Here is a 26,894-nt window from a genome sequence, read left to right on the forward strand (position 1 = left end):
TGTGCACGGGTGAGGGTGCGAGCCGCGGTTCGCGTCGTATGGTGAGGCGTGCCATCCGTACCGCCGCCGCCAGGACCCCCGCGACTGGCGGGTGTCCCGACCGGCCCGCCGCCGACCGTCTGGGGTGCAGGTGCGTCGGCCACGGTCGGCGTGGGACGCGACGATCTGGTCTCCGGTGAGGCGGTGGCACTGGCGCTGCCGCCGGGCGGTCTCGGCTATCGGATTCTGTCGGGGATGATCGACGTCGCGCTGGGGATCGCCCTCTGGTTGATCCTCTGGTGGCTGACGTACCAGGTGGCCATCGACCTCAACGAGGCCTGGCGGGGCGCCGTCAACACGATGCTGCCCATCGTCAGTGTCATCGCCCTGCCCACCGTCGCGGAAACCCTCACCGGGGGCAAGACCGTCGGTCATCTCGTCGTCGGCCTGCGTACCGTCCGAGATGACGCCGGGCCCATCGGTTTCCGGCATTCGCTCACCCGGGCGCTGGTGGGGTTCATCGAGATGTACGCCTGCCTGGGTCTGCCCGCGCTCATCAGTGCCGCGATCTCGCGGAAGAACAAGCGGCTCGGTGACCTCCTCGCCGGCACCTACGTGATCCGGGACCGGCACAAGATCGAAGAACAGCATCCCATCGAAATGCCCGCCGGACTCGTCTCGTGGGCGGTGGCGGCCGACATGGCGGCCCTGCCCGACGGCCTCGCCGTGATCATCCGCCAGTTCCTCAACGGCCGCCACGGCATGAAGCCCGAACCCCGGGCCGCCGCAGCGCGTCGGCTGGTCTTCGACGCGGCGCCGTTCGTGGCGCCCGCGCCGCCACAGGGCGCGTCGTTCGAGGATGTGCTGTCGGCGATCATGGCCGAACGTCGACGCCGCGACGCCGAACGACTCGAACGTGAAGCACTCCTGCGGGAAAGGTTGTTGCGATGAGAACATCCGCCCGACACCGCGCAAAGATTTTCTGCGCCCTGATCGCCGGGGCCCTGATGACCATCGGGGGTACGGCGCCGGCGCCCCCCGCTTTCTCGGCACCCGCGGACTCGGTGCCGCACATCGTCTCCTCCGAGACCGTGCACACCTCCGTGGTTGCACTCGACGCCGCGTCGTCGACGACCCGGATTCGCTACCGCTCGACGTCGGTGCGCGGCACACCGACCGAGATGACCGGGACCGTGCTGCTACCCCGGTCCGCGCCGCCGCGTGACGGCTGGCCGCTTGCGGTGTGGAATCACATGACGGTCGGCGCGGCGGACTCCTGCGCTCCGTCCGGCGGTCATGCGGGGCATCCCGAACTCCCGCGGATGACGTCGGGTGACCTCATCGTCTCCCACCTGCTCGACGCCGGATTCGCCGTCGTCCGGCCTGATTTCGAGGGAATCGGTGGTCCCGGACCGCATCCATACCTGATCGGCGATTCGCTCGCCCGGTCGGCGATCGACATGGCGGTCGCGGCGTCACGCGAGGACTCACGGATCGGTCGGGACGTGGTGGTGGCCGGACACTCCGAGGGTGCGGTGGCCGCGCTCTTCGCGGCATCTCGGCCCGAATCCGAATGGCGGGGATTGCAACTGCGAGGCGTCGCGGCGCTGGCACCGCCCACCCAGGTCGCGCGGATGCTCGACGCCGTCTCCGCCGTTCCCGTTGCCGGTCCGGCCATCAACGAGTTGATGGGTCTGGCGGCGTTGATCGGTTACGGCGCTGCCGCCGCAGATCCGGACTTCGGGCAGCTGATGCTCAACGGCGGTCTCAGTCCGGCGGCACGCCGTCTCGTTCCGCAGGTCGAGCAGCGGTGCTATGTCGGGCTCACCGGGTTCGATTCCTTCGGCGGGCTGGCCCCAGCTCAGCTACTCGGACCGCGCGGCAGCCAGTTGAAGACCGATCTGATGAGCATCCTCGATCGCAACGACGTTGCGCACCTACGTTTCTCCCCGGGACTTCCGGTGCGAGTCGAAGCCGGGACGACCGACACCGTCTCCCCGCAACCCCTGGTATCCGAACTGGTGCAAACCTATCGGCGAAGCGGGGTGCGAGTGACCTACAACGAACGCCTCATCGGGCATGCCGGCGTGGCGACCGAGCCGGGTGGCGCCGAAGGTGTTGCGCGGTGGCTGATCAGGCAGGTTTGATCGCCGGTCACCTCAGATCGGCGCTGGACTTCCCGAGGGCCTTCAACATGGCGGCCTCGGTGGAGTTGGGCTGTTTCCCAATCGGATTCGAGGCGGATGAACTCGGCGACGGTCGCGTGCTGGGATACGGCCGGTGAGCGGCGGTTCGCCCTTTCGGAGTGGCTAACCCAACCAGGTACGGGCCGCGATGACCAGCGCTCGGACTCCCGTCGCGAGCGTCGGATCGATCACCGGCGCGTAGTGCGGTGAGTGGTTGGACGGTACTTTCAGCAGCGCCGGATCCGTCATGTCACCGGTGGTGAACAGGGACGGATCGGCTCCGCCGAGCAGCCAGTACGAGAGGGGTGCGCCACAGCTCGTGGCCAAGATGCCGACATCCTCGCTGCCCGCGCCGGCCCCCGGATCGAGGATGTTGGACGCGCCCAACCAGTCCGCGAAGGCGCTCAGCGTCTTGCCCAGCGCGTCCGGATCATTGGTGACCACCGGGAACCGTTCGATCTCGGTGATCGTCGGCTCGTCTGGCACGCCCGACGCCGCCGCCTCGCCGCGCACGATGCGCTCGACGCTGTCGAGGATCTTGCCGCGCACGGTCTCGTTGTAGCTGCGGATGTTCAGCTGGATCTCGGCCTCCCCGGGAATCACGTTCGCGGCGTCACCGGCGTGGATCGACCCGACGGTGAGCACAGCGGTGGCGGTGCTCGGGATCTCCCGGGAGATGACGGTCTGCAGCCTCAGGACCGTGGCAGCGGCCAGCACGATGGGATCCACGGAGGCCTCGGGCATCGAGCCGTGTGCACCACGACCCACGAGTCGCACCCGGAGTGAGTCCGACCCGGCGTACGACGCGCCGGGGTGCCCGGCAATCTTGCCGGCGGGCAATGGCGAGACATGCTGACCGAGCACGACGTCGGGTGTGGGGAACCGATCCCACAGTCCGTCGTCCACCATCGCCTGAGCGCCGGCACCGAGCTCTTCGGCGGGCTGGAAGATGACGACGACGGTGCCCGACCATCCCGATATATCGGATGCGAGGATTGCCGCCGCACCCAGGAGACATGTGGTGTGCAGATCATGACCACACGCATGGGCGACCGGGACCGTCTTACCGTTCTCGTCGGTCGCCGTGACGGTGCTGGCGTAGTCGAGTCCGGTGTCCTCGAGAACGGGTAAGGCATCCATGTCGGCGCGCATCGCGATCGTCGGACCATCCCCGTTTCGCAGGATGCCGACCACTCCGGTCCTGCCGACGCCGGTCGTGACATCGAAACCCGCCGATTCGAGCCTTTCGACAACCAAGCCGACGGTCCGTTGTTCCTGGAAGCCGAGTTCCGGGTGTCTGTGGAGGTCTTTGTAGAGGTCGACGAGCGAAGGGTCGATCGGGATGTCTACAGGAGTGGTCATGCCACGACCTCCAACGGCGGGCGTCTGGACCGGATCTCCGGCCCGACCCCATCGTCACACGCGGCAGGGTCCGCATGCGTCGGTTTCATCCTTCCCGGACGGACAACCCGGTGCGCCTCACTTCAGGTCGGCGCTGGACTTCCCGAGGACGCGGCGCGCGATGATCAGCTGCTGAATCTGTTGGGTTCCCTCGAAGATGTCGAGGATCTTGGAGTCCCGGGCCCACTTCTCCAGCAGCGAGGTCTCCGAGAAGCCAGCTGTCGCACCGATTTCCACCGCTTTGTTGGTGATCTCGGTGACCGTACGACCCGCCTTCGCCTTCGACATCGAGGCCTCGGTGGAGTTGGGTTGCCTGTTGTCGGCCATCCACGCGGCGCGCAGGGTGTGCAACCACGATGCCTCCCACTCGGATTCGAGTCGGATGAACTCGGCGACGGTCGCATGCTGGGATGAGGCCGGGCGGTCGTAGTCGATCTCGTGGCCGGCCTCGTCGAGCATCCGGCGCAGTTCCTCCAGTGCGGCACGGCCGAGGCCGATCGCCATCGCCGCGACGACCGGGCGGGTGTTGTCGAAGGTCTGCATGACCCCGCCGAACGCCTTCTTGGTGTCGATCTCCGGTGATCCGAGCAGGTTCTCGGCGGGCACGCGGGCGTTCTCGAAGCGGATCACGGCGGTGTCGGAGGCCTTGATGCCGAGCTTGTGCTCGAGCCGGGCGACCGTCACCCCCTCGGTCGTCATCGGCACGACGAAGCTCTTGATGGCCGCACGACCGACGCTCTTGTCGATGGTGGCCCAGACGACCACGTGATCGGCTCGCGAGCCGGCGGTCACGAAGATCTTCTCCCCGTTTAGGAGGTAGTCGTCGCCGTCGCGGGTCGCAGTCGTGGAGACGGCTGCCGAGTCCGACCCGAAGCTGGGCTCGGTGATGGCCATCGCCGCCCACACGTCCGAGAACTTCTCGAGCTGTTCGGGGTTGGCGACCGCCGCGATGGCGGCATTGCCCAGACCCTGGCCGGGAATGGAGAGCAGCAGGCCCACATCGCCCCAGCTCATCTCGAGCGCCGAGATCAGGCCGCGCATGTTGGCGCCGTTGACCGACGGTCCGTCGTCGCCGCTCGACGAGTCGGCCGACTGCTCCGACCCGCGACCCTGCTTGGCCAGTTTCGCGAGGTCGTCGAGTTCGACGGGGTACTCGTGCTCGGCCTTGTCATACTTCCGTGAGATCGGCCGGAAGATGTGCTCGGCAGCCAGGTGGGTGCGCTCGACCGTCGAATCGAACTTCTTCGGGAGCTCCAGGTTGATCGCCATGGCATGACCTTACTGCTGGGTAAGTTAGTTGCCAAGTCCTTCCCCGTCACACCCGCCGATAGCCTGGGGACGTGGCTTACGACGAGGAACTCGCCTTCCGCATCCGCGCGTTGCTCGCGGCGGAGGCCGGCGTCGACGAGGTTCCCATGTTCGGCGGCCTGGCGTTCCTGATCAACGGCAACATGGCCGTGGCCGTGAGCGGCAAGGGCGGGATCATGGTGCACGTGCCGCCCGAGGAGACCAACACCCTTCTCGAGTACCCCCACACCGCGCCGATGTACATGTCGGCGCGCGAGACCCTCGGCTGGCTCCGCGTCTTCGAGGAAGGGATCGCCAGCGATCGTCAGCTGACCCGCTGGGTCACCATCGGCTCCGACTACGCCAGGAAGCTGCCGCCGAAGTGAGGGGCGGGCGGCCCCGCCCCACGAACTCCCTGATCCTGCTGTCACAGCCCGGCCGGTGGGCGATACTGTGACCGCAACTGGTGTCAATGGTGTCGGGAACCGAACATCGATCTGATCCGCGCAGTCCGCCGAGCCTGCCGGAAGAGGAGATCCGATGCCTGCCGATTTCTCCGACCGAACAGACTTCGACAACGCCAACCGGGGTTTGATCGGGGTCCTGGAACCCGCTGTCGTCCACGGTGGTGACGGCCGTGTCGTCTACGACGCCGCGGGTTTCGCGGAGGCAACTGCCGGTCACTGTCCCGACTCCGTCAACCCGAATCTGTGGCGGCAGGCCCAGCTCACGTCGGTTCACGGATTATTCGAGGTCACCGACGGCATCTATCAGATCCGCGGCTACGACCTCTCGAACATGACGTTGGTCGAGGGCGACACGGGGGTGGTCGTGATCGATCCCCTGGTCTCGTCGGAATGCGCGGCGGCCGGCCTTGCCCTCTACCGTCGGCATCGCGGTGAACGACCGGTGAGCGCAGTCATCTACACCCATTCCCATGTCGATCACTTCGGCGGCGTTCTCGGCGTCGTCGATGTCGACACCACCGTGCCGATCGTCGCGCCCGAACACTTTCTCGAACATGCCGTCTCCGAGAACGTCTACGCGGGCACCGCGATGCTGCGGCGGAGCATGTATCACACGGGGATCGTGCTGCCGGTCGGCGCGACCGGGACCCTCGGCGCTGGACTCGGTCCCAGCACATCCACCGGGACAGTGGGTTTGATCGCCCCGACGCTCGACATCACCCACACCGGACAGGAAGAGACCTTCGACGGTGTCCGGATGATCTTCCAGGTGACGCCGGGTACCGAAGCGCCGTCGGAGATGAACTTCTGGTTCCCCGATCACCGAGCACTGTGTCTGGCCGAGAACGCAACTCACAATCTCCACAACCTGCTGACATTGCGGGGCGCACAGGTGCGCGACGCCCGCATCTGGTCGCGATACCTCACCGAGGCCATCGAGATGTTCGCCTACGACTCCGATGTCGCCTTCGCCTCCCATCATTGGCCCACCTGGGGCACCGACGAACTGCTCGTCTATCTGACCCAGCAGCGCGATCTGTACGCCTACCTCCATGATCAGACGCTGCGGCGAATGAATCAGGGATACGTGGGCAGCGAGATCGCCGAGGACTTCCCGATGCCGCCGGTCCTCGACGCGGCCTGGCACGCCCGCGGGTTCTACGGCTCGGTCAGCCACAACGTGAAAGCGATCTATCAGCGGTATCTCGGTTGGTACGACGGCAATCCGGCCCATCTGTGGCAGCACCCACCGGAGGCGTCGGCCGCTCGGTACGTGCGTGCGCTGGGCGGGGTCGAGGCAGCGGTCGCGAAAGCGCAGGAGTTCGCCGACGAGGGAGATCTTCGATTCGCCGCGGAACTGGCCGGCCACGCGGTGTTCGCCCAGCCGGACCATGCGGGCGCGAAAAAGCTCCTCGCGCAGGTGTTCACGAAACTGGGATACGGATCCGAGTGCGCCACCTGGCGCAACAACTTCCTGGTCGGTGCCGACGAGCTCGTCGGCCGGCCACATCCCGCACCGGTCAGCGGGTCCGGAATCGCGAGCGCGCTCACCATCACCCAACTCTTCGACAGTCTCGCCATCCGCATCGACGGCCCGCGAGCGTGGGACCTGTCGACGTCCATCCGATGGCACTTCACCGACACCGACGAGACCTATCGGATGGAGCTCTCGAACGGTGTCCTGATCCACCACCCGACGCGGCGACAGGATCCCGCCGATCTCGTCGTGACACTCACCAAGCGCGATCTGCTGGGCCTTCTCACCGGCACGGCAGCCAGTGGTGCCACCTTGGAGGGCGATACGTCCGCGATCTCGACCATCACCGGATTGGTCGATGACCCCGATCCCGGGTTCGCCATCGTCACACCGTGAGCGAAGTCATTTGGCGGCAACGCAGTTCGGGTCGCGAGCCCTTCGAGGCTCGTCGCTATCGCTCCTCACACCTCAGGGAGCGAAAACGGCACGCCACCATCACTCCTCACACCTCAGGGAGCGAAAACGGCACGCCACCATCACTCCTCACACCTCAGGGAGCGAAAACGGCACGTCGCGATCGCTCCGAAGTCGCGAGGCGTCAGGGGACGATGTTCACCATCCGGCCGGGCACCACGATCACCTTGCGCGGTTCGGCACCGTCGAGGAGTGCGGCGATCTTCTCGTCGGCGAGGGCAGTGGTGCGCAGGGTGTCCTCGTCGGCGTCGGCGGCGACCGTGATCCGGCTGCGGACCTTGCCCTTGACCTGCACCGGGATCTCGATCGTGTCCTCGACCAGCCACGCCTCGTCGGCGACCGGGAACGGCGCGCGGACGACGAGGGTGTCGTGGCCCAGGCGATGCCACAGTTCCTCGGCGATGTGCGGTGCCAGCGGCGCGAGCATGATCACCAGCGCTTCGACGGCATCCCTTGGCGCACCGGCCTTCTCGAAGTTCTTGGTGAGGTGGTTGGTCAGCACGGTCAGCTTGGCGACGGCGGTGTTGTTGCGCAGTGCCGCGTAATCCTCGCGGACACCGGCGATCGTCTTGTGCAGCAACCGCTTCGTGTCGTCGTCGGACTCGGCGTCGGCGACGCGCAGCTCACCGGACTCCTCGTCGACGACCAGGCGCCAGATGCGCTGCAGGAACCGCTGCGAACCGACGACGTCCTTGGTCGCCCAGGGGCGTGACTGGTCGAGCGGACCCATGAACATCTCGTAGACGCGCAGGGTGTCGGCACCGTAGTCGCGGCAGATGTCGTCGGGGGTCACCGAGTTCTTCAGCGACTTGCCCATCTTGCCGTACTCCTGGCGCACCTCTTCACCGTTGTAGAAGAACTTGCCGTTCTCCTCGGTGACCTCCTCGGCCGGCACATAGATACCGCGCGAGTCGGTGTACGCGTACGCCTGGATCATGCCCTGGTTGAACAGCTTTCGATACGGCTCGCGGCTGGTGACGTAGCCGAGGTCGAACAGGACCTTGTGCCAGAACCGCGAATACAGCAGGTGCAGCACGGCATGTTCGACGCCACCGATGTAGAGGTCGAGGCCACCCGGATCGTTCGGACCATGCAATTCGGGACGCGGACCCATCCAGTAGGCCTCGTTGTCCTTGTCGCACAGGGTTTCCTGATTGGTGGGATCGATGTAGCGCAGCTGATACCACGAGCTGCCCGCCCACTGCGGCATGACGTTGGCGTCGCGGGTGTAGGTCTTGGGACCGTCTCCGAGATCGAGCTCGACGGTCATCCACTCGCCGGCCTTGGCCAGCGGGGGCGACGGCTCGCTGTCGGCGTCGTCGGGGTCGAAGGAGACCGGCGCGTAGTCCTCGACCTCCGGGAGTTCCACCGGCAACATCGATTCGGGCAACGCGTGCGGCTGGCCGTCGGCGTCGTAGACGATCGGGAACGGCTCGCCCCAGTAACGCTGACGGGCGAAGAGCCAGTCACGCAGCTTGTACTGGATCTTGCCGGTGCCCACGCCGCCTGCCTCGAGGCGTTCGACGATTGCGGCCTTGGCGTCCTCGACGTTCTTGCCGTCCAGGAAGTCCGAGTTCACCAACGGGCCGTCGCCCATGTAGGCCTCGACCTGCACGTCGGTGTCCGAGCCGATCACCTCGATGATCGGCAGGCCGAACACGGTCGCGAACTCGTGGTCGCGGGCGTCGTGCGCCGGGACCGCCATGATGGCGCCGGTGCCGTAACCCATGAGAACGTAGTCGGCGATGAAGACCGGAACCTGGTGTCCGTTCACCGGATTGATCGCGAAGGAACCGGTGAAGACGCCGGTCTTCTCCTTGTTCTCCTGGCGTTCGAGGTCGGACTTCGCCGCGATCGACGACCGGTACTCCGCGACGGCCGTCGCGGGATCGCTGCCGCCGCGTGTCCACCGGTCGTCGGTGCCCTCCGGCCAGGCGTCGGCGGTCAGCGCGTCGACCAGCGGATGCTCGGGGGCCAGCACCATGTAGGTGGCACCGAAGAGCGTGTCCGGGCGGGTCGTGAAGACCTCGATGTCGCCGACACCGGGCGCCCCGAACCGGACCTGCGCACCCCGCGAACGGCCGATCCAGTTGCGCTGCATGGTCTTGACCTTCTCCGGCCAGTCCAGCAGGTCCAGGTCGTCGAGCAGCCGGTCGGAGTAGGCGGTGATCCGCATCATCCACTGCCGCAGATGCTTGCGGAAGACCGGGAAATTGCCGCGATCACTGCGCCCGTCGGCGGTCACCTCCTCGTTGGCCAGCACCGTGCCCAGACCGGGGCACCAGTTGACCAGCGAATCACTCAGGTACACCAGGCGGTGGTCGTCGATCACTGCGGTGCGCTCGGCCGGCGTCAGATCCGCCCAGGACTTGCCGGCGTTCTCGCCGGTGAGCTCACGTGTGCCCGCGGCGAACTCGTCGACCAGCTCGGAGATGCGCCGGGCCTTGCCCTGCTCGGCGTCGAACCAGGCGTTGTAGATCTGCAGGAAGATCCACTGCGTCCAGCGGTAGAAGTCGACGTCGGTGGTCGCGACGCGACGACGCTCGTCGTGGCCGAGGCCGAGTCGTCGGATCTGGCCGAGGTAGCGCTCGATGTTCTGCTCGGTCGTGGTCCGCGGATGGGTGCCGGTCTGGACGGCGTACTGCTCGGCCGGCAGACCGAAGGAGTCGAAACCCATCGTGTGCAGAACGTTCTTGCCGGTCATCCGCTGGTAGCGGGCGAAGACGTCGCTGGCGATGAACCCCAGCGGATGGCCGACGTGCAGACCCGCACCCGAGGGGTAGGGGAACATGTCCTGGACGAACAGCTTGTCGGGAGCGTCGGCGCTGCCGCCGCCGAACGCGCTCAGGTCACCGGCGAGCGGTCCGACGGGATTCGGTGCCTCGTAGGCATGCTCGTCGGACCAGGCCTGCTGCCAGCGCTGCTCGAGCTCACCCGCGACCTCCGCGGTGTAGCGATGAGCGGTCGCCCCGGCGGAGCCGTTGGTGCTGGTGGTGTCGACTGAAGTCACCCGACCAGGGTAAATCCTGTGCCCGACCAGCCTGAAATCCGGTCAGCTCGTCACCCCGCCAGCGCAGGCACGTCCATGAGGTGCAGTTCACCCGGGCACGCTCGATTCGGTTGCACAGCGGACGCAGTCGTATGCTGTGGGTCGTGAATGCCCTGTCCGTCGTCGTTGCCGTCCTGCTCTTCGCACTGGCCGGGCTCTGGACCACGGTCGGGGTCCGCGGTCTTCGCGGCTCTCTTCCCCGCAACCGCCGTCTCGGTGTTCGCACCGACGAGACCATGCGCTCCGATGAGGCCTTCCGCGTCGCGAACCGCGTCGCGGCACCCGGAACGCTCGGCGCGAGTGTGATCCTCGTCCTCGGTGCGGTCGCCACCCTGGCCGTCGACGGCGGTTGGTCCATCCTCTTCGGTGTCGTCGCCCTGGTGGCCGCGCTTGTCATCATCGGCCTGGTCAGCGCCATCGGCGTGCGCGCGGCTGCGACCGTACCGGCCGAGGACGCGGGCTGCTCCTGCTGCTCGGGTCATGACGACGCGCATTCCGCCGAGAAGCCGGCCGGGGCGGAGTCCGACCCGGCTGCCGACTGCGGCACCAGCAGCTGCGGTGCGTGCTCGCTGCGCGGCGTCTGCGCGAACGACACCGCGCAGGCCTGAGCGTCACCCGCCGTCGGCAGCTCTCACATATGCGCGCGCTCAAGAACCTCCTCGACCGTTCGCCGATCGACGGATTCATCCTCGCGATCGTGGCCGCGGTCGTCGTCGCCGCCTTCCTGCCCGTCCGCGGGGCCGCCGGGGACGCATTCGAGTGGATCGTCGTCGTCGCGATCGGTGCTCTGTTCTTCCTCTACGGCACGCGGCTGCACCCGCGCGAGGCTCTCGACGGCCTCAAGCACTGGCGGCTGCACCTGACGATTCTCGCGTTCACCTTCGTCGCGTTCCCGATCATCGGTCTGGCCCTCAAACCGGTCGTCGAGCCGCTGATCGGTGACGACCTCTATGCCGGGCTGCTGTTCCTGTGTCTGGTGCCCTCGACGGTGCAGTCGTCGATCGCGTTCACCTCCATCGCCAAGGGCAACGTCGCCGGCGCCATCGTCAGCGCCTCCGCGTCGAACATCCTCGGTGTGTTCCTCACCCCGGTACTCGTCGTCGCACTGATGCAGAACACCGGAGACGCCACCATCGACGCGTCGGCGATCCTGAAGATCGTGGCGCAGATCCTGGTGCCGTTCGTCGTCGGTCAGCTGGCACGACCGTGGGTCGGGCCGTTCTTCGCACGCCACGCCCACATCACCAAGCTGGCCGATCGCAGCGCCATCGTGCTCGTCGTCTACGTCGCCTTCAGCGAGGGCGTCGAGAACGGCATCTGGTCGTCGGTCGACGCAGTGCAGGTGATCGCCGTGTCGCTGATCTCGCTGGTGTTCGTCGTGGTCATGCTCGTGGTCACCGGATGGCTGCCCACGAAGCTCGGCTTCGACCGTGCCGACACCATCGCCATCCAGTTCTGCGGCACCAAGAAAAGCCTCGCCACCGGGCTCCCGATGGCCACCGTGCTCTTCGCCGGTTCGACCGTCGGCCTCATCGTCCTACCGCTGATGATCTTCCATCAGATCCAGCTCATCATCTGCTCGTGGCTGGCGACGCGGTACGGACGTGAGGCGGAGGCTGCGGAGACCTCCTGACGATTACCGGGGTCCACGGTCGAAAAAGTCACGGGCCGCGGCCTGTTCGATGCGGTCAGGTACGGATACGGGCGAGCACACGGCACGCCTGACTGTTTTGCCCGGTTGTCAGTTGCCACCGTGAAGGGACCACCGTGAGCTGATTTTTGCCACGAGGATGGGACCACCTGGATTGCCAGTTATGGGACCACCGGCGCGTCGCGTCGGTGGTCCCTTCGTTTTGCTCGTTGACTCAACTGCAAGATTCGCAGGAGGGGCGGCGGGCATGGGCTACCGGGAGGTTGCAGTGGAAGAGATCAGAGAAGTACTGCGTTTGTGGCTGGGCCTGGCGGTGGGATTGCCCTCGCCGGGACTACGCACGATCGCCGCTCACGCCGGAGTCGACCGCAAGACGGTGCGACGGTATGTACAGGCCGCGCAAGCGGCAGGATTGGTCCACGGCGCCGGTGCCGACGCGTTGACCGATGAGCTGATCGGGAGAATCGTGACCGCGGTACGCCCGGTCCGGCCCAACGGGCACGGGCAGGCATGGGAACAACTGGCCGGGTTCACCGATCAGATCAGAACCTGGGTCGCCGGTGATGGCGACCAGAAACCGTTGACACTGACTAAAATTCACATCCTGCTTGCCCGTCAGGGATGCCAGGTGCCCTATCGGACGTTGGTGAGGTTCGCGACCGAGCAATGCGGGTACCGGCGAACAACATCCACCGTGCGCGTGGACGACTGCGCTCCGGGTGCAGAATGTCAGCTCGATTTCGGGTACCTCGGGCTGCTCGATGACCCTGCCAGCGGCAAACGCCGCAAGGTCCATGCCCTGGTGATCACCGCGGTCTACTCGCGGCACACGTTCGTGTGGCTGACCCATTCACAAACCCTGGACGCGGTGATCACCGGCTGCCAAGCGGCGTGGGAATTCTTCGATGGGGTGTTCGCCGTCATCATCCCCGACAACATGAAACCCAGTGTCGCCCAGGCTGATGCAGTCAACCCACGGCTGAGTCGGGGATGGCTGGACTACGCAGCCCATGCCAGGTTCGTCACCGATACCGCTCGGGTGCGCACCCCGCAGGACAAACCCCGGGTCGAACGCACCATCCAGTACGTGCAGAAGAACTTTTGGGCCGGGGAAACCTTCACCGACCTCGACCATGCCCAGCAAGCAGCACGCACCTGGTGTGCTCACACCGCCGGCATGCGGGTGCACGGCACCACCGCAACCCAACCCGCGGTCGTCTTCGCCGCCGAGGAACACCGGCATCTGCTGCCGGTACCCCAGCAGCCCTACGATGTTCCGGTCTTCAAACAAGTGAAGGTGCACAAAGACTTTCACGCCTGTGTGGGTAAAGCGTTGTACTCGCTTCCAGAAACGTGGATCGGTACCACCGTCGATGTTCGCGCCGACTCCGAGACGGTGAAGTTCTATCACCGCGGCGAGCTGATCAAACAACACCCCCGACAAGGCGCGGGTGGTCGCAGCACCGATCCGGCGGACTACCCGGCAGATCTGGGTGCCTACGCCACCCGCAACATCACCGCCCAGCTGCAGCAATGCGAACGCTACGGCCCACATATCGGTCTCTACGCTGCGCGCATCGTTGATGACCCTCGCCCCTGGTCGCGCATGCGGGCGGTATACGCACTGATCGGGTTGGTCTCGACCTACGGAGCCGCACCAGTAGATGCGGCCTGCCAGTCAGCCCTCGCTCTCGATGTCATCGCGGTCACCAAGATCCGTTCCATGCTCGAACGTGGCACCGAAACCACCAGCCCAGCACTGCCCCGAGCCGCCGGTCACGCCCCCACCAGATTCACCCGTGACCCTTCCGAATTCGCCGCTGCCGCAGCAGCACTGACCCTCATTCCAGGCACCAAGGAGAACTAGAGACCATGACCACCCAACCAATCGGTGCTGACCTGCTCCGCTCACTCAAAGCCCTCAAACTCGGTGCGCTCGCTGACACCCTCCCGCAACGCGCCGCGTTGGCACGGCAACACAAAACCTCACACATCAACTTCCTCGAACAGCTACTTGCCGACGAAGTCTCACGCCGCGAATCACGCTCTGCCGCACTGCGATCAATCAAAGCAGGCCTGGACCCAGCCATGCGCATCGATAGCTGGCGGGCCGAAGACGACCTGCGTTATGACCGGGAACTACTCGAAGAACTGGCCACACTGCGATTCATCGAAGCCAAACAGTCAGCCATCATCCTCGGACCCGTCGGGGTCGGCAAAACACACCTAGCAACAGCTTTGGGCCACATGGCAATCGGCCGACGCCACACCGTCCTGTTCGCCCGCGCAGACAAACTGTTTCACCGACTCAAAGCCGCGCGCCTGGACAACAGCACCGACGCCGAACTCCGCAAACTCACCACCACCGAAGTCCTCGTCATCGACGACTTTGCCCTACGGCCCCTCGACGCCACCGAAACCAACGACTTTTACGAACTCATCGTCGAACGCCACCACACCAAGACCACCATCATCACCTCGAACCGAGAGCCCGCCGAGTGGCTGACCATGACCACCGACGCACTGCTGGCCCAATCGGCCATCGACCGATTGACCTCTCGAGCTCACACGCTGGTCGTGGAAGGCCCCTCGTACCGCCAGCGCCAACGCCCCGGACTTGACCGCCACGACCCCACCGCGCATCCTCAATAACGCGCCAAGGTGGTCCCATGCTCGTGGCAAACAGGTGGTCCCATAGCGGTGGCAAATGACACCCGGTGTTTGGCGGCATCCTGATCGGGGGACCCTGAGATGCACAGAGGTGCACCTTCTCCGGGGTCACCGGAGAAGGGTGAGCAATTCGAGGAAAGGCCTTCTCATGACCAGCCCCGAACCGTACCGGCAGCCCAATCCCGGTGCCGCGCCCGGCAATTCTGCGCCCCCGATCGCCACGCCCAACCCCGTAGGGTTCCGCCGAAATGTAGAGACAAAGGCTTCGACGAAGACGAGTGAACTGATCGCGTATGGGCTCGCCGTACTCGCCGTGGTGATCACCGCGCTCGTGGTGGGCGGTGGAGATGGCGACGTCGATCCGTTCGGTGCTGCCGACGCGCTCAAGTACATCACGTGGCTGACCGTCGGTTACATGATCGCGAGAGGCCTGGCTAAGTCGGGCAGTCCAGAACCGCAGGACGACGCTGGTGGGTACTGATCCGAACGACACCTGAACCGCGGACGCACACCGGCATCGCAGTCGGCGAAACCGCGCCCGCACAGATCGCACACGCTGGAGCCGTCGACCAAAAGGTCGACGGCTCCAGCGGTGTCGTCAGTGTGTTGGTCCGTCTCAGATCGACTGTCGCCGAGCGACCCTCGCCGTGTCAGTCACCGATTGGCGTGTCAGCCACCGACCGGCGTCGACAGCGGCAGGTTCACGAAGCTCGGCCGGCTCGGGTCGAGCTGGATGTGCTGCGGCTTCAGGCCCGACTCGTTCAGCAACGGGCGTAGCGGCAGACCGCGCGGGAAGTTCATCGCGAAGACGTCGACCCGCAGGCGATGACCCGGCTTCACGATCGCCTCGGTGGGCAGCAGCCCGATGTCTATGCTGACCGGACGTCCCGGAGCCACCGGCTGCCGTGAGGACAGTGTGAGGTTGTAGAACGGGTCGATCACGTCTCCGTTCGGCGCGAATTGCGATGCCGCGCGGTCGTATCCACGAAGCGACGCCATCACCTGTCCCGACGAGATCACCTTCGACGTGCCGTCGGGCGCGACGTCGTTGAGGGTGGCCGTCCAGTAGCCGTCGGTGGCGTCGAGCACGGTGTTCAGCCGAATGTTGGAGTACCCGGACACGCTGCGGGTCGTCGTGAGCGGGGGAGTGGTGAACGACAGTGCCGCGCGTTCGGAGATGCGGGCATCGTCGGCGCAGAACGGGAAGATCGCCAGCGCACCGGCCAGTTGCTGTGCCGCGTCGCGGGAACACATGGGGGCGAGGCCGGGGGCGATGGACATGCGTGCCCGCGACCGCGGGGCCTTCGTGGTCAGGCTGCCGTCGCGGACCGCGTGTGCCGCGGTACCGCTACGCCGGTCGCTCAGATAGAGGCGCTGACGCTCCATCCCGGCGCGCGGGAACTGCCGGGCGGTGATCCAGGAATCGCCCACCTGCTTGAGGTTCACCGGACCATAGGAGTCGATGCCGTTGTCGATTCCCTTAAGCCACTTGTCGAACCACGCCTTCTGCAGCACGTCGAGTCGCGGCGGCGTGCCGTCGCGACCCTGTTGCCCGCCGCCGATGGTCAGGTGATAGCCGTCGCCCATGATCAGCTGCTTGCGGCCCGGCGGCAGCGGGATCTTGTTGTACATGCGGACTTCGGAGTTGGTGAAGAGGTCGAACCAGCCGCCGTAGATGAGGGTCGGCGTGGTGATGTTCTCGGCACGGTCGAGCCAGGCGGACCGCGGTTCGGAGTTGTTCTCCAGCAACGCCTTCAGCTCCGGCGGCACCGACGCGACGTCGGGTGTGAGCAGTGCTGCGAAGAGTTGCGGATAGAAGGTCAGCGGGTCGGAGATCCGGTCGGCCAGCCACTTCCAGTCGAAGGTGCCGTTGAGCATCGACGCCACGTTCGGGATCATTTTCGTGGTGTTGACCAGAGTCAGCCACAGCGGCAGGAAGCCGACACCCAACGCCCCACCCGGCGCCACGATGTCTCGGATGAGATCACCGCCCGGTTCGACCGGGAAGATCGCCTTCAGTGCCTTCGGGTTCTTGTTGGCGGCTTGGATCTGGTTGATCGCGGAGTAGGAGACACCGGACATGCCGACCTTGCCGTTGGACCACCGCTGCTTCGACGCCCAGTTGATGACCTCGATGGTGTCGCGTTGCTCGCGGTCCTGGAAGACGTCCCACTTGCCCTGGGAGAAGCCGGTTCCGCGCACGTCGACGACGACCTGTGTGTAGCCGCTGCGGACGAGGTCGAAGTCGACGAGGAAAGTCTTGGCGCCCCCGTCGCGCAGGGTGTGCGCGATGTCGTTGATGCCGTCGATCGGCGTGCCGGACAGGTTGATGGACCGGGCGATCTGCAGCAGGAACGGCTCGAGCACCGGATGCTGCGTGACCGCGGATCCGACCGTGGTGATCAGCTTGGTGTACGGGGTCATGTTGACGATGACCGGCGTCTTCGTCGACGTCGGTCGTTCGCGGGCATCAGCAGGCCGATAGACGTTGGCGCGTAGGACGGTGCCGTCACTCATCCTGATCGGCACGTCCCAGCTGACGTTCACGCCGGCATAGGGTTGCGGGCCGTCGTGGCCCGCGGCCCAGCGCGCGGCGGCGGCCCCTCCCGTGGGTCCGCTCGGTGCGGCCCCCGCGACCGCGGTCGGCGCGACCAGCGCCGCGACGAGTGCGATCACCCCCGCCAGCAGACGAACGCTTCTCGACGACTTGCCCATGCACACCCCCGCGTGTGATGCGCCGCGACGACGTCAGAGCGTCGACGCGGCGGGAACCTGATCAAGCGATCACAACTTAGCATCGGGAGTGATGCGGGTCACGAGTCCTTTCGATACGCCCCTCCGCAAGCTCCGGGGCTACTCAAGGAGCGGGGGTCAGTTGAGGTCGATGGGATGCGTCGCGAGGAGCGGGGGTCAGTTGAGGTCGATGGGATGCGTCGCGAGGAGCGGGGGTCAGTTGAGGTCGATGGGATGCGTCGCGAGGAGCGGGGGTCAGTTGAGGTCGATGGGATGCGTCGCGAGGAACGGGGGTCAGTTGAGGCTGAGGTCGATGGGGTGAGTCGCGAGGAGCGGCAGCGGCCAGGGCTGCCGGCGGAGGATGTCGAACCAGACGTCGGTTGCGGGCGGGGCCAGCAGGTCGCGGGGGAGTGCCGAGGCGAGCATCCAGCTGAACTGGTCGAGTTCGTCGTCGAGCTGACCGATACCCCATCCGCTGTAGCCGGCGAAGATGCGCACGCCTTCGAGCACCTCGGCGAGCGGTTCCGGGTCGGCGTCGAGATCGACGAGCACGACGCGGCCGTCGACCGGGCGCAGAGCGGGATGGTCCTCGACGTCGTGACCGTGCTTCATGACGCCCAGGCACAGTGCCGCGTCCTGGTTGACCGGACCGCCGACGTAGAGCGCGCGCGGGGACGCCGCGATGTCCGTCCACTGGGGCAGCAGATTGTGCACCGCGGTCTGGCTCATGCGGTTGAGGATCACGCCGAGACTGCCGGCCTCGTTGTGCTCGATGACATAGATGACCGTGCGCGCGAAGGTCGGCTCGATGAGATCGGTCGACGCGATGAGTGCGGTTCCGGGCCGGACGCGATGGGTGGGATCTGCATCCCACGGGACCCCCGGCATGCGGCCACCGCCACCGCTGCCCGCCGAAGGATCCCCGGAGCGGAATTCCGGTGTGGGATCCTCTGCGTCGTCACCGCCCGCCACTCAGCCATCATCGCACGTCCGTCGAGTCCCGAACACGCCACAGTCGACGGACCCGCAACCCGTCGGTGAGTACGCTTGAACAAGTGAACAGCACCGAGGTGAGCCGCCGCCGAGGCTGGTCGGTGTTCATCGATTCGCTCCGTCATTCACCAGGCCTGGGACGGTTGCTGTTCGTCCGTCTCTCCAGCCAAGTCACCGACGGGATCTTCCAGGCCGCACTCGTCGGAAGCATCCTCTTCAACCCCGAACGCCACGCGGATCCGCTCGCCGTCGCCGGGGGTCTCGCGGTGCTGTTGTTGCCGTATTCGCTCATCGGACCGTTCGCGGGAGCACTGCTCGACCACTGGGATCGACGCAATGTGCTGCTGTACGCGAACCTGTTGCGCGGCGCGATCATCGGACTCGTCGCGATCGCGGTCGCCTCCGGGGCCCCCGATGTCGTGGTGCTGATCTCGGCGCTCGCCGCCACCGGCGCGAGCCGGTTCGTGGCCGCCGGCCTGTCCGCCGGACTCCCGCACGTCGCCCGGCGCGAGGTGATCGTGGCGACCAATGCGCTGTTCACCACCCTCGGTGGCGCGATGCTGAGCGTCGGGCTCGGGATCACGCTGGGTCTGCGCGCGATCTTCGGCGACGACAATTCGGGCAGTGCACTCACCATGCTGGCAGGCATCGCACTCGCCGTCGTGTCCGGCGGTCTGGCCCACCGATTCCGACCGCTGCAGCTGGGTCCCGACGTACCCGACGATCCGGGCAGGTCGGCGTTCCACGCGGTGTCGGTAGGTCTGTGGCACGGCGCCCGGGCGGTCGCGCACCACAAGACCGTTGCGGCCGCACTCACGGCCATCGGCGCCCACCGGCTCGTGTTCGGCATGAACACGCTCATGATCCTGGTGCTGACGCGGCAGATGGGACCCGGAGACGGGCTCGACCGCGTCAGCCTCGTCATCGGATTCACCGGAGCCGGTGCCCTCCTCGCCGCGGTGGTCACCCCGATCGCGGTGGCCCGCGTCGGGCGGTACCCGACGCTGATGTGCGCGCTGGCCATCGGGGCGATCGCCGAGGTCACGGTCCTCGGATTCCACTTCGCGGTGATCTGTGGGTCGGCGTTCGTGCTGGGGTTGATCGGTCAGGTCGCCAAGTTGTGCGGCGATGTCGCGATGCAGGTCGACGTCGGCGACGCGGTGCGAGGTCAGGTGTTCTCGGTGCAGGACGCGGTGTTCAACATCGCCTACGTCGGCGCGGTCACCGTGGCGGCCGTGGCGATCCCCGTCGACGGTCATGCCACCGTGCTCGTCGTCCTCGGCGTGGCGCTGTACCTCCTGGGCATGGTGGCGGTACGTGCCCTGTACAACCGCGCCGTGGCGGTCGGTGAGCCGACGGCCGGCCCACAGGCCCTCACCGACCCCGCCGCGTGAACCGCGGATCGCGCCTGTCATAGGCGGCGTCGGCGACCCCGTCCCCGTTCAGATCCACCACCACCGTGTCGGTCGTGCCGTCGCCGTCGGCGTCGACGTACAGGCGCTCGGCCACGACCCGACCGCCCCTCTCCGCCCCCACCAGTTCGGCATCGGCGTCTCCGTCCGCGTCCAGGTCGAGTCTCAGGAGGCGTGACCCGTCGGGTTCACCCGAGGTGTGGTCCTCGGGCGCCGGGTCGTGGGGAGCACCGGCACCCAGGGCGTCACGGGCAACGGCCCGGTCCCACAGACCCGCGCCGGAATCGCGGTAGAACGCGTCGGGCACGTCATCGTCATCGGTGTCGAGCGCGGCCGCGTCGGCGATGCCGTCGGCGTCGGTGTCCCACATCGCGTCGTCGCGCCGACCGTCACCGTCGAAATCGAGTCGGACCGCGTCGGGCCCGGCATCGCCGAGAGTGGTGTCTGCAGGAGTGGACCAGCGCGTCGTCGAACCGTCGCCGGGCCCGAAGAGATACTCGATCACCGGGTCCATGCGTTGTTGGACGCAAGCACCACCCCGCCCGGTTCCATCGATCGCATGCCACATCACACCCGGCGTGTGACCGAGACCGTCCGTACCCGGTAGGTTGAGGCCCTATGTACGTCAGCGACCTCGGCGAGCAATGGCATGCAGCGCGGCTGAAACCAGCCCTCGCGCATCTCGACTCCGCCTCCGCCGGCCGATCGTCGTACGCGGTGATCGGTGCGATGACCGCGCACCTGTGGCGTGAGACCGAGCGCGGTTCCTACGTCGCCGCCGACGATCGCGCCGAGGAAATCGCCCGCGACACACGCAATCTCGCCGCACTGCTCGGGCACACGGCGGACGAGATCATCTTCCGCGAGAGCGCCCGTGCAGCACTGCGCGCACTGCTCACCAACTGGAGTCTCCCCGTCACCTCGACGGTCTGGGTGGCCAAGAACGAGTTCGGCCCCAACCTCGAGGAGTTCGAGCGTCGGGGTTACGCCGTGCACACCATGCCCGACGGCGACGTGTACGGCCACATCGACACCGATGCGCTCGAGAACATGCTGCAGTTCGAGCAGCCCGACTTCATCCACGTCTGCCACATCGGGTCGATGTCCGGCGCGGTGCAGCCGGTTGCGCGGATCGTCGAACTCGCCCACCGAGCCGGCGTGCCCGTGGTCGTCGACATGGCCCAGTCGGTCGGTCACGTCCCCACCGTGACCGGCGCCGATGTCGTCTACGGCACCAGCCGCAAGTGGCTGACCGGCCCGCGCGGCGTCGGTTTCGTCGCGGTACGCCGAGACTCGTTGCGGCCGGTCGAGATCGACGGATCAGATGCCTTCATCGCCGGCCGTCTCGGGCTCGGGATCGCGGTCCGCGAACTCCTGGACATCGGACAACAACGGGTCTTTCGTGAGCTGGCGACGATCGGCAAGGCCACCCGCGAGCGGCTGCACGGCATCGCCAGCTGGGAGGTCCTCGAACCCCTCGACGAGCCGTCGGCGATCGTGACCCTGGCGCCGCCCCCCGGTTGGCAGTTCGACGACGTTGCCGCCGCGCGGGACAAGTTGCTCTCCCTCGGCATCCTGGTCACCGCGGCCGACGCCTGGCGGGCCCCGCTGGCAACCGAGACGCCCGTCCTCCGGCTGAGCCCACACCTCGACGTTCAGCGAGAAGACCTCGACCGTCTCGCAGATGCGTTGCGCACCATGGGTTATTGACAGATCGATCAGCCTCTCAGGGATCCAGGACGGCCACGTGAAATCCGACGAAGACGGCGCTCCGCGCCGCAGCGACGACATGTCCGAACCGAGAGACGACCTGGGTGACGACGAAGATCCGCGTCGAGTGCGTTCCCGCACACGACTCGTCGACGCGGCGGTGTCGTTGCTGAAGAGCGGTGGAGTCGAAGCGGTCACCGTGAACGCCGTCAGCCGTGCGTCCAAGGTCGCGCGAACCACCCTGTACCGGCATTTCGGCACCACTGGCGATCTGCTCGCGGCGGCCTTCGACCGTCTGCTTCCCGACGCGATCGAACCCACGGAACTCACCGGCTCGTTACGAGACCAGCTCGTCGAACTGATGCATCAGAACGCCGCGCTCGCCGACAGCGCGCCGATGCACACGACCGTGCTGGCCTGGCTGGCCATCAGCACCGACTCGCCGGAGCACACCACCGATCGCGAACGCCGACTGGCCGAGTTGCGAGAGCGGGTCATCGCCCAATATCGCGCACCACTCGACCACTTCCTCGACAGCGACATCGCACAGGCCGAGCTCGGGGACGTCGACCACGACCTGGCTGTCCTGCAACTCGCCGGTCCTCTGGTCTTCGCCCGCCTTTCCGGAATATTGACCCTGACCGCAGCCGATCGTGAGCGGATCGTCGACGACTTCCTCGCGGCCCACCGGAAGTCCTGATTTCCCGCGCCACAACCCCCTTCGCAAGTTTCGATACATCCTGTAGCGTTGCGATCCAGTATGTATCGGATCGGGGAGGTCGTCGTGGACGCTGTCAGCAAGACCGATCACGTGCCGCCCCCGACCGGCGGGCGGCAGCCGAAACCGCAGCGACGTGGCGAGTACAGCCCGACCCTGGAACGGCTCGCTCGGTTCACACTGCGACACAAGCTCGCCGTGGTCGGGGCGTGGATCGCGACCGCGGCTGCGCTCGCGATCCTGTTCCCGCAGCTGGAGGCAGTCGTCCGAGAGCAGTCGCTCGATCCGCTACCTCGCGACGTGGCGTCCTTCCAATCGCTGGACCGGATGGGGGAGGCCTTCGACGAGAAGGGCGCGACCAACTCTGTCTTCGTCACCATGGAGAACCCGGCAGGACTGTCCGAAACCGTCCGGGATCGCTACGAGACGATGGTCGACCGGCTACGTTCCGATTCCGAGCACGTGCTGTCGGTCCGTGACCTCGTCGGTGATCCCCAGACTGCGCGTCAGGCCACCAGCGCGGACGGGCAAGCGTGGTACCTGCCGGTCGGTGTCGCCGGAACAATCGGCGGCACCACCTCCACCCTGGCGATCGAAGCGGTTCGGGAGATCGCGCGGGACGCGTTCGACGGCACCGGAACGTCGGTGCACGTTACCGGACCGCCCGCCACCTTCAGCGACCAGATCACCACCGCCGAAGCCGATCTGACCGTCATCACCCTGGCGACGATCGCGCTGATCGTGACGATCCTGCTGATCGTCTACCGCTCGGTGTTCACCGCGCTTCTCCCGCTCATCGTCGTCGGCATGAGCCTCGCGGTGGGCCGAGGACTGTTGTCGTGGTTCGGCCAGTCGGGTTTCCCGCTGTCCCAGTTCACCATTGCGTTCATGACGGCGATCCTGCTCGGCGCGGGGGTGGACTACTCGGTCTTCTTCATCAGCAGATTCCACGAGAGACTCCGACAGGGCATGGATCCCGACGATGCCATCGTCGACGCCGCCGCCTCGATCGGACGAGTCATCCTCGCCTCGGCGGCGACTGTCGCCCTGGCGTTCCTCGCGATGCTTCTCGCGAAATTGAGTGCGTTCGCGTCGGTCGGTCCCGCCTGCGCGGTCGCGGTCGTCGTGGGGTTCGCCGCAACGGTGACCTTGTTGCCGCCTCTGCTGTCCACGGCAGCGCGCCGCGGCATCGGTCTGCCCCGCACCGAACTCACCAGGAAGTACTGGAACAGGGTGGGCGTCTTGGTGATTCGTCACCCGGGCCCGCTCTTCGCCGTCAGCATGGTCACGCTCCTCGCGCTGAGCGCTGTGGCCGCGACCATGCAGGTCACCTACGACGACCGCACCGGTCAGCCCACCGGATCCGACAGCAACCTCGGCTACGCGTTGCTGGACAGCCACTTTCCGCGAGATACCGTGATCGCGGAGTTCCTCCTGATCCAGTCACCTCGGGACATGCGCACCGCACGCGGACTCGCCGACCTGGAGCAGATGGCGACGCGAGTCGCGCAGATGCCCGGGGTCACCAGAGTCGTCGGGATAACCCGACCGACCGGCACCCGTCTCGAACAGGCCGAGTTGCCCTGGCAGAACGCTCGAATCGGCGACGAGGTGCAGAAGTCCGTCGATGCCGGCACTTCCCGACGTGGCCAGTTGGAGACCCTCGCAGGCGGGGCCGACCAACTTGCGGACGCTCTGGCACTCCTCGATCGGCAGATCAGCGAGGGCCTCGCACCGCTCGCGCCGTTACTGACCCAGGTGCAGTCCACGGGTTCGGCTCTGGCACAGTACGAACCGATGTTGTCGGTGCTGGGAGACAACGCACCTGCGATCGACAACCTGATGCGTACGAGCAACTCGCTACGGCCGGCAGCGGAAAGCGTCGACAACGCGATCACCGCACTCGCGCCTGTGGTGCCCCAATTGGACACGCCCTGGTGCGACGCGGTGCCGACGTGTGTCCAGCTCCGCACCCGGGCACGCGATCTGGTGCGCACACACCGCAGCGGGCTCTTCACCGAGATGGCCCGGCTCGGCGACGATCTTCAGTCCGCAGACACCCCGGTATCCGAGGTGGTCGGCCGATTGCAGAGTGCGGCAAAGTCATTGAACCAGACGGTGGGTTCGATCCCGGCCGACCTGTCCGGACAGCTGACACAGTTGCAGAGCGGAGTACATCAGCTGGCCGAGGGGGCCGGACTCCTCGCCGACGGGGTACGATCCCTCGTCGACTCGAATCTCGACATGCTCGGGGGCATGTCACAGCTCGCCACCCAGCTACGCGCAGCCTCACGAGACGTCGGCAGCACCGATTCGGCCGTCGGCTTCTACCTACCGTCGAACGCCTTCGATGACGACCGATTTGCCTATGCTGCACAGCAGTTCGTCTCTCCGGACGGCAAGACCGTCCGGTTCATCGTGCAGACATCCAGCGATCCCTACTCGGCCGACGCGATGCGCCTCAGCGACGGGATCCGGGGCGTCGCCGAAAGTGCGTTGCCCAACACCACTCTCGACGCCGCCGAGGTCTCCATGGCGGGCTTCCCGGCGATCAACTCCGACCTCCAGGAGTTGATGACCAGGGACTTCTGGGTTCTGGCCCTTGCGACGCTCCTCATCGTCGGACTGATCCTGATGGCCCTGCTCCGCGCAATCGTGGCACCGCTCTACCTGTTGATGACCGTAGTACTCAACTACGCCGCAACACTCGGAGTGGGAGTCGTGTTCTTCCAGTACATCCTGGGCGAATCCATCCACTGGACGGTTCCCCTGCTGGCCTTCATCGTCCTCGTCGCCGTCGGCGCCGACTACAACATGCTCCTGGTCTCACGACTGCGGGAGGAGTCGATCACGAGCACCAGGGTCAGTGTGCTGCGCACCATCGTCAAGACCGGATCCGTGATCACCTCGGCCGGGATCATCTTCGCGGGCAGCATGTTCGGGCTCATGGCCGGGTCGGTGTCCACGCTGGTGCAGGCGGGCTTCATCATCGGAATGGGTCTCCTGCTGGACACGTTCGTCGTCCGGACAATCGTCGTCCCCCTCATCGCGGCGAGGCTCGGCACCGTGAACTGGTGGCCGAGAAAACCCCACCAGCGCGCGCCACACCGCCGACAGGCGACCTCGCTGGTCGGAGCGACGCCGGCCGGCGATGTCAGGCGAGTGTGACGCCCACGATCGTCTCGATCTCGGGCCGGGCCAGGTCCGCGTCGCGCCGGACCAACCCGATCCGCGTCCGCCTGTGCAGGACGTCGTCGACGTCGACGGCACCCTCGTGCGTGACCGCGAACTCGATCTCGGCGCGGGTGACGTCGATACCGGGCGCGACCGGCTCCAGCGGTCGGTCGACGGTGGCCGACTCGACTACCGTCGGCGCCTCCCCGCCGAAGCGCGCCACCAGCGACGGTGGGAGTCCCGACTCACGCGGGGCGCGCAGAGCTCCGACCAGCGCAGTCGTGGTGGTGACACACTCACCCGCGGTCAGTTCGGTGGTGGCCAGGGCGGCGTCGACCGCATCCTCGGCCATCCGGCGGTAGGTGGTGAGTTTGCCCCCGAGCACGGTCACCAAGCCGTCGCCGCGCACTCGGACGTGGTGCCGGCGGGAGACGTCCGCGAGGCCTTCCGATGCCACGCCATCGGCGGTCCCGCGCTCGTCGATGAGCGGCCGCAGACCGGCGAACACGCCGGTGATGTCGGAGCGATCGAGGGGCCGTGTCAGTGCCGGGCTGATCGCGTCGAGCAGGAAGTCGATCTCGGCGTCGTCCGGGGTGGGGACATCCGGGATCGGGCCCGGGGCAGCGACATCGGTGATACCGATGTAGACGCGACCCAACTGGGCGGGCAGAGCGAAGACGTACCGGGACAACGAATTTCCCACCGGTACGGTCAGCGCGGCGGTCGGGTTGCCCAAGGTCGCCGCGTCGACGACGAGATGTGTTCCGCGGCTGGGTTGCACGGCGATCGAGTCGTCGACCGATCCGGACCACACCCCGGTGGCGTTCACCACCATCCGTGCGCCGACGTCGAAGCTCTCCCCCGAGAGGAGATCGGTGAGCGTGGCACCCCGACCGTCGACCCGATCGGCTCGGGTGTGCGTGCAGATCAACGCGCCGTACGCGGCCGCGGTGCGCGCCACGGCGACGACGAGCCTTGCGTCGTCGATCAACTGGCCGTCGGTGGTCGACACACCGCCGCGGAGTCCGGCCGGCGACAGGGTCGGGCACCGCCCGAGGGTCTCCATGACCGACATCCGCGACGGCGGCGGCAACAGCGAGCTCGACGTTCCCGCAGTGCGGCGCAACAGATCTCCCGCACGCATACCGGCGCGGAGAATCGAGGTCTGGCGCTCGCCACGATCGGGAAGGATCTGCCGAAGCGGCGAGATCAGGTGTGGGGCAATCGACGTCATCAAATGGTGTCGCTCGACGGCACTCTCCCGGGCGATTCGCACGTCACCTTTCGCGAGGTACCGGAGTCCGCCGTGGACGAGTTTGCTGCTCCACCGCGAGGTGCCGGACGCGAGGTCACCTTGCTCGACGAGGGCGACACGGAGACCACGGGTGGCGGCGTCGAGCGCGACACCGACACCGGTGATCCCGCCGCCGACGACGAGGAGGTCGACCGGTTCGGCGGTCGACGCCAGCGACTCGAGAGCCCGTCGGCGGGTTCGCACGGACAACGTGGCCAT

21 protein-coding genes are annotated in these 26,894 nt (G+C 66.7%); 14 read left to right on the forward strand and 7 right to left on the reverse strand.

Annotated elements, in window-relative coordinates; all coding sequences use genetic code 11:
- Positions 1-48 precede the first annotated feature (48 nt).
- The 3 genes from GAA2_RS22685 to GAA2_RS22695 are packed head-to-tail and all read left to right on the forward strand — an operon-like array spanning position 49 to position 2,263.
- Positions 49-930, forward strand: a complete 882-nt coding sequence (locus tag GAA2_RS22685; protein ID WP_394854761.1) for an RDD family protein — start codon at positions 49-51, stop codon at positions 928-930.
- Positions 927-2,126 (forward strand): lipase family protein, encoded by a 1,200-nt coding sequence (locus tag GAA2_RS22690; protein WP_035760540.1) that lies wholly within the window; start codon positions 927-929, stop codon positions 2,124-2,126. Before GAA2_RS22685 ends, GAA2_RS22690 begins: the two co-directional genes overlap by 4 nt.
- A complete protein-coding gene (locus GAA2_RS22695; RefSeq protein ID WP_157753411.1) occupies positions 2,105-2,263 on the forward strand; it encodes a hypothetical protein in 159 nt (52 codons plus the stop codon). Before GAA2_RS22690 ends, GAA2_RS22695 begins: the two co-directional genes overlap by 22 nt.
- Before the next feature lie 25 nt (positions 2,264-2,288).
- Here the strand turns inward: GAA2_RS22695 and GAA2_RS22700 are convergent, their stop codons facing one another.
- Positions 2,289-3,527 carry an amidohydrolase gene (locus GAA2_RS22700; protein ID WP_024499043.1) on the reverse strand — a complete coding sequence of 413 codons (1,239 nt, stop codon included), beginning with the start codon at positions 3,525-3,527 and terminating at the stop codon, positions 2,289-2,291.
- A gap of 117 nt (positions 3,528-3,644) precedes the next feature.
- Positions 3,645-4,835 carry an acyl-CoA dehydrogenase family protein gene (locus tag GAA2_RS22705; protein WP_024499042.1) on the reverse strand — a complete coding sequence of 397 codons (1,191 nt, stop codon included), beginning with the start codon at positions 4,833-4,835 and terminating at the stop codon, positions 3,645-3,647.
- 71 nt (positions 4,836-4,906) lie between these two features.
- On the opposite strand from GAA2_RS22705, the gene GAA2_RS22710 reads away from it, so the two are divergent.
- The gene (locus GAA2_RS22710; protein ID WP_024499041.1) at positions 4,907-5,239 is read left to right on the forward strand and encodes a TfoX/Sxy family protein; all 333 of its coding nucleotides are present in this window, start codon (positions 4,907-4,909) and stop codon (positions 5,237-5,239) included.
- 154 nt (positions 5,240-5,393) lie between these two features.
- Positions 5,394-7,193 carry an alkyl/aryl-sulfatase gene (locus GAA2_RS22715; protein ID WP_024499040.1) on the forward strand — a complete coding sequence of 600 codons (1,800 nt, stop codon included), beginning with the start codon at positions 5,394-5,396 and terminating at the stop codon, positions 7,191-7,193.
- Between the two features lie 202 nt (positions 7,194-7,395).
- Here the strand turns inward: GAA2_RS22715 and leuS are convergent, their stop codons facing one another.
- Positions 7,396-10,281, reverse strand: coding sequence for a leucine--tRNA ligase (gene leuS, locus GAA2_RS22720; protein WP_024499039.1), 2,886 nt, complete (start codon positions 10,279-10,281; stop codon positions 7,396-7,398).
- 131 nt (positions 10,282-10,412) lie between these two features.
- On the opposite strand from leuS, the gene GAA2_RS22725 reads away from it, so the two are divergent.
- The 5 genes from GAA2_RS22725 to GAA2_RS22745 all read left to right on the forward strand — a co-directional run bounded on the left by GAA2_RS22725 (position 10,413) and on the right by GAA2_RS22745 (position 15,122).
- The gene (locus GAA2_RS22725; protein ID WP_024499038.1) at positions 10,413-10,928 is read left to right on the forward strand and encodes an SdpI family protein; all 516 of its coding nucleotides are present in this window, start codon (positions 10,413-10,415) and stop codon (positions 10,926-10,928) included.
- Between the two features lie 29 nt (positions 10,929-10,957).
- Positions 10,958-11,953, forward strand: coding sequence for a bile acid:sodium symporter family protein (locus GAA2_RS22730; RefSeq protein WP_024499037.1), 996 nt, complete (start codon positions 10,958-10,960; stop codon positions 11,951-11,953).
- Between the two features lie 265 nt (positions 11,954-12,218).
- Positions 12,219-13,838, forward strand: coding sequence for an IS21 family transposase (gene istA, locus GAA2_RS22735; RefSeq protein WP_191835039.1), 1,620 nt, complete (start codon positions 12,219-12,221; stop codon positions 13,836-13,838).
- Positions 13,839-13,843: 5 nt separating this feature from the next.
- Entirely contained in the window at positions 13,844-14,623 is a 780-nt protein-coding gene (istB, locus tag GAA2_RS22740) for an IS21-like element helper ATPase IstB (RefSeq protein WP_191834619.1), read from the forward strand.
- A 166-nt stretch (positions 14,624-14,789) separates the two neighbouring features.
- Positions 14,790-15,122: a hypothetical protein gene (locus GAA2_RS22745; RefSeq protein WP_024497959.1), complete on the forward strand. Its 333-nt coding sequence runs from the start codon at positions 14,790-14,792 to the stop codon at positions 15,120-15,122.
- Positions 15,123-15,310: 188 nt separating this feature from the next.
- On the opposite strand, the gene GAA2_RS22750 is transcribed toward GAA2_RS22745, so the two are convergent.
- Positions 15,311-17,356, reverse strand: coding sequence for a CocE/NonD family hydrolase (locus tag GAA2_RS22750; protein WP_024497958.1), 2,046 nt, complete (start codon positions 17,354-17,356; stop codon positions 15,311-15,313).
- Positions 17,357-17,668: 312 nt separating this feature from the next.
- Entirely contained in the window at positions 17,669-18,346 is a 678-nt protein-coding gene (locus GAA2_RS22755; protein WP_024497957.1) for a YqgE/AlgH family protein, read from the reverse strand.
- An 83-nt stretch (positions 18,347-18,429) separates the two neighbouring features.
- Here GAA2_RS22755 and GAA2_RS22760 point away from each other — a divergent pair, with 83 nt between their 5' ends.
- The gene (locus tag GAA2_RS22760; protein WP_024497956.1) at positions 18,430-19,761 is read left to right on the forward strand and encodes an MFS transporter; all 1,332 of its coding nucleotides are present in this window, start codon (positions 18,430-18,432) and stop codon (positions 19,759-19,761) included.
- Here GAA2_RS22760 and GAA2_RS22765 read toward each other — a convergent pair.
- Entirely contained in the window at positions 19,742-20,293 is a 552-nt protein-coding gene (locus GAA2_RS22765; protein ID WP_024497955.1) for a hypothetical protein, read from the reverse strand. The genes GAA2_RS22760 and GAA2_RS22765 overlap by 20 nt on opposite strands.
- 104 nt (positions 20,294-20,397) lie before the next feature.
- Between GAA2_RS22765 and GAA2_RS22770 the strand changes: the two genes are divergently transcribed.
- Genes GAA2_RS22770 through GAA2_RS22780 form a run of 3 tightly spaced genes read left to right on the forward strand, consistent with a single transcriptional unit; the run spans position 20,398 to position 25,375 of the window.
- Positions 20,398-21,489 (forward strand): aminotransferase class V-fold PLP-dependent enzyme, encoded by a 1,092-nt coding sequence (locus GAA2_RS22770; RefSeq protein ID WP_006438696.1) that lies wholly within the window; start codon positions 20,398-20,400, stop codon positions 21,487-21,489.
- A gap of 37 nt (positions 21,490-21,526) precedes the next feature.
- Positions 21,527-22,189, forward strand: a complete 663-nt coding sequence (locus GAA2_RS22775; RefSeq protein ID WP_024497954.1) for a TetR/AcrR family transcriptional regulator — start codon at positions 21,527-21,529, stop codon at positions 22,187-22,189.
- Positions 22,190-22,249: 60 nt separating this feature from the next.
- A complete protein-coding gene (locus GAA2_RS22780) occupies positions 22,250-25,375 on the forward strand; it encodes an RND family transporter (RefSeq protein ID WP_248664844.1) in 3,126 nt (1,041 codons plus the stop codon).
- On the opposite strand, the gene GAA2_RS22785 is transcribed toward GAA2_RS22780, so the two are convergent.
- On the reverse strand, positions 25,362-26,894 hold the full coding sequence (locus GAA2_RS22785; protein WP_024497953.1) for a glycerol-3-phosphate dehydrogenase/oxidase: 1,533 nt from the start codon (positions 26,892-26,894) through the stop codon (positions 25,362-25,364). The genes GAA2_RS22780 and GAA2_RS22785 overlap by 14 nt on opposite strands.

This window comes from Gordonia ajococcus, assembly GCF_012974285.1.
GTDB classification, from domain to species: Bacteria; Actinomycetota; Actinomycetes; order Mycobacteriales; family Mycobacteriaceae; genus Gordonia; species Gordonia amicalis.

Coding starts and splice junctions, on each gene's coding strand:
- GAA2_RS22690 (WP_035760540.1), top strand. CDS start 927: ATGAGAACATCCGCCCGACACCGCGCAAAGATTTTCTGCGCCCTGATC.
- GAA2_RS22700 (WP_024499043.1), bottom strand. CDS start 3,527: ATGACCACTCCTGTAGACATCCCGATCGACCCTTCGCTCGTCGACCTC.
- GAA2_RS22705 (WP_024499042.1), bottom strand. CDS start 4,835: ATGGCGATCAACCTGGAGCTCCCGAAGAAGTTCGATTCGACGGTCGAG.
- GAA2_RS22715 (WP_024499040.1), top strand. CDS start 5,394: ATGCCTGCCGATTTCTCCGACCGAACAGACTTCGACAACGCCAACCGG.
- GAA2_RS22725 (WP_024499038.1), top strand. CDS start 10,413: ATGCTGTGGGTCGTGAATGCCCTGTCCGTCGTCGTTGCCGTCCTGCTC.
- GAA2_RS22730 (WP_024499037.1), top strand. CDS start 10,958: ATGCGCGCGCTCAAGAACCTCCTCGACCGTTCGCCGATCGACGGATTC.
- istA (WP_191835039.1), top strand. CDS start 12,219: ATGGGCTACCGGGAGGTTGCAGTGGAAGAGATCAGAGAAGTACTGCGT.
- istB (WP_191834619.1), top strand. CDS start 13,844: ATGACCACCCAACCAATCGGTGCTGACCTGCTCCGCTCACTCAAAGCC.
- GAA2_RS22745 (WP_024497959.1), top strand. CDS start 14,790: ATGACCAGCCCCGAACCGTACCGGCAGCCCAATCCCGGTGCCGCGCCC.
- GAA2_RS22750 (WP_024497958.1), bottom strand. CDS start 17,356: ATGGGCAAGTCGTCGAGAAGCGTTCGTCTGCTGGCGGGGGTGATCGCA.
- GAA2_RS22765 (WP_024497955.1), bottom strand. CDS start 20,293: ATGGACCCGGTGATCGAGTATCTCTTCGGGCCCGGCGACGGTTCGACG.
- GAA2_RS22770 (WP_006438696.1), top strand. CDS start 20,398: ATGTACGTCAGCGACCTCGGCGAGCAATGGCATGCAGCGCGGCTGAAA.
- GAA2_RS22780 (WP_248664844.1), top strand. CDS start 22,250: ATGTATCGGATCGGGGAGGTCGTCGTGGACGCTGTCAGCAAGACCGAT.
- GAA2_RS22785 (WP_024497953.1), bottom strand. CDS start 26,894: ATGGCCACGTTGTCCGTGCGAACCCGCCGACGGGCTCTCGAGTCGCTG.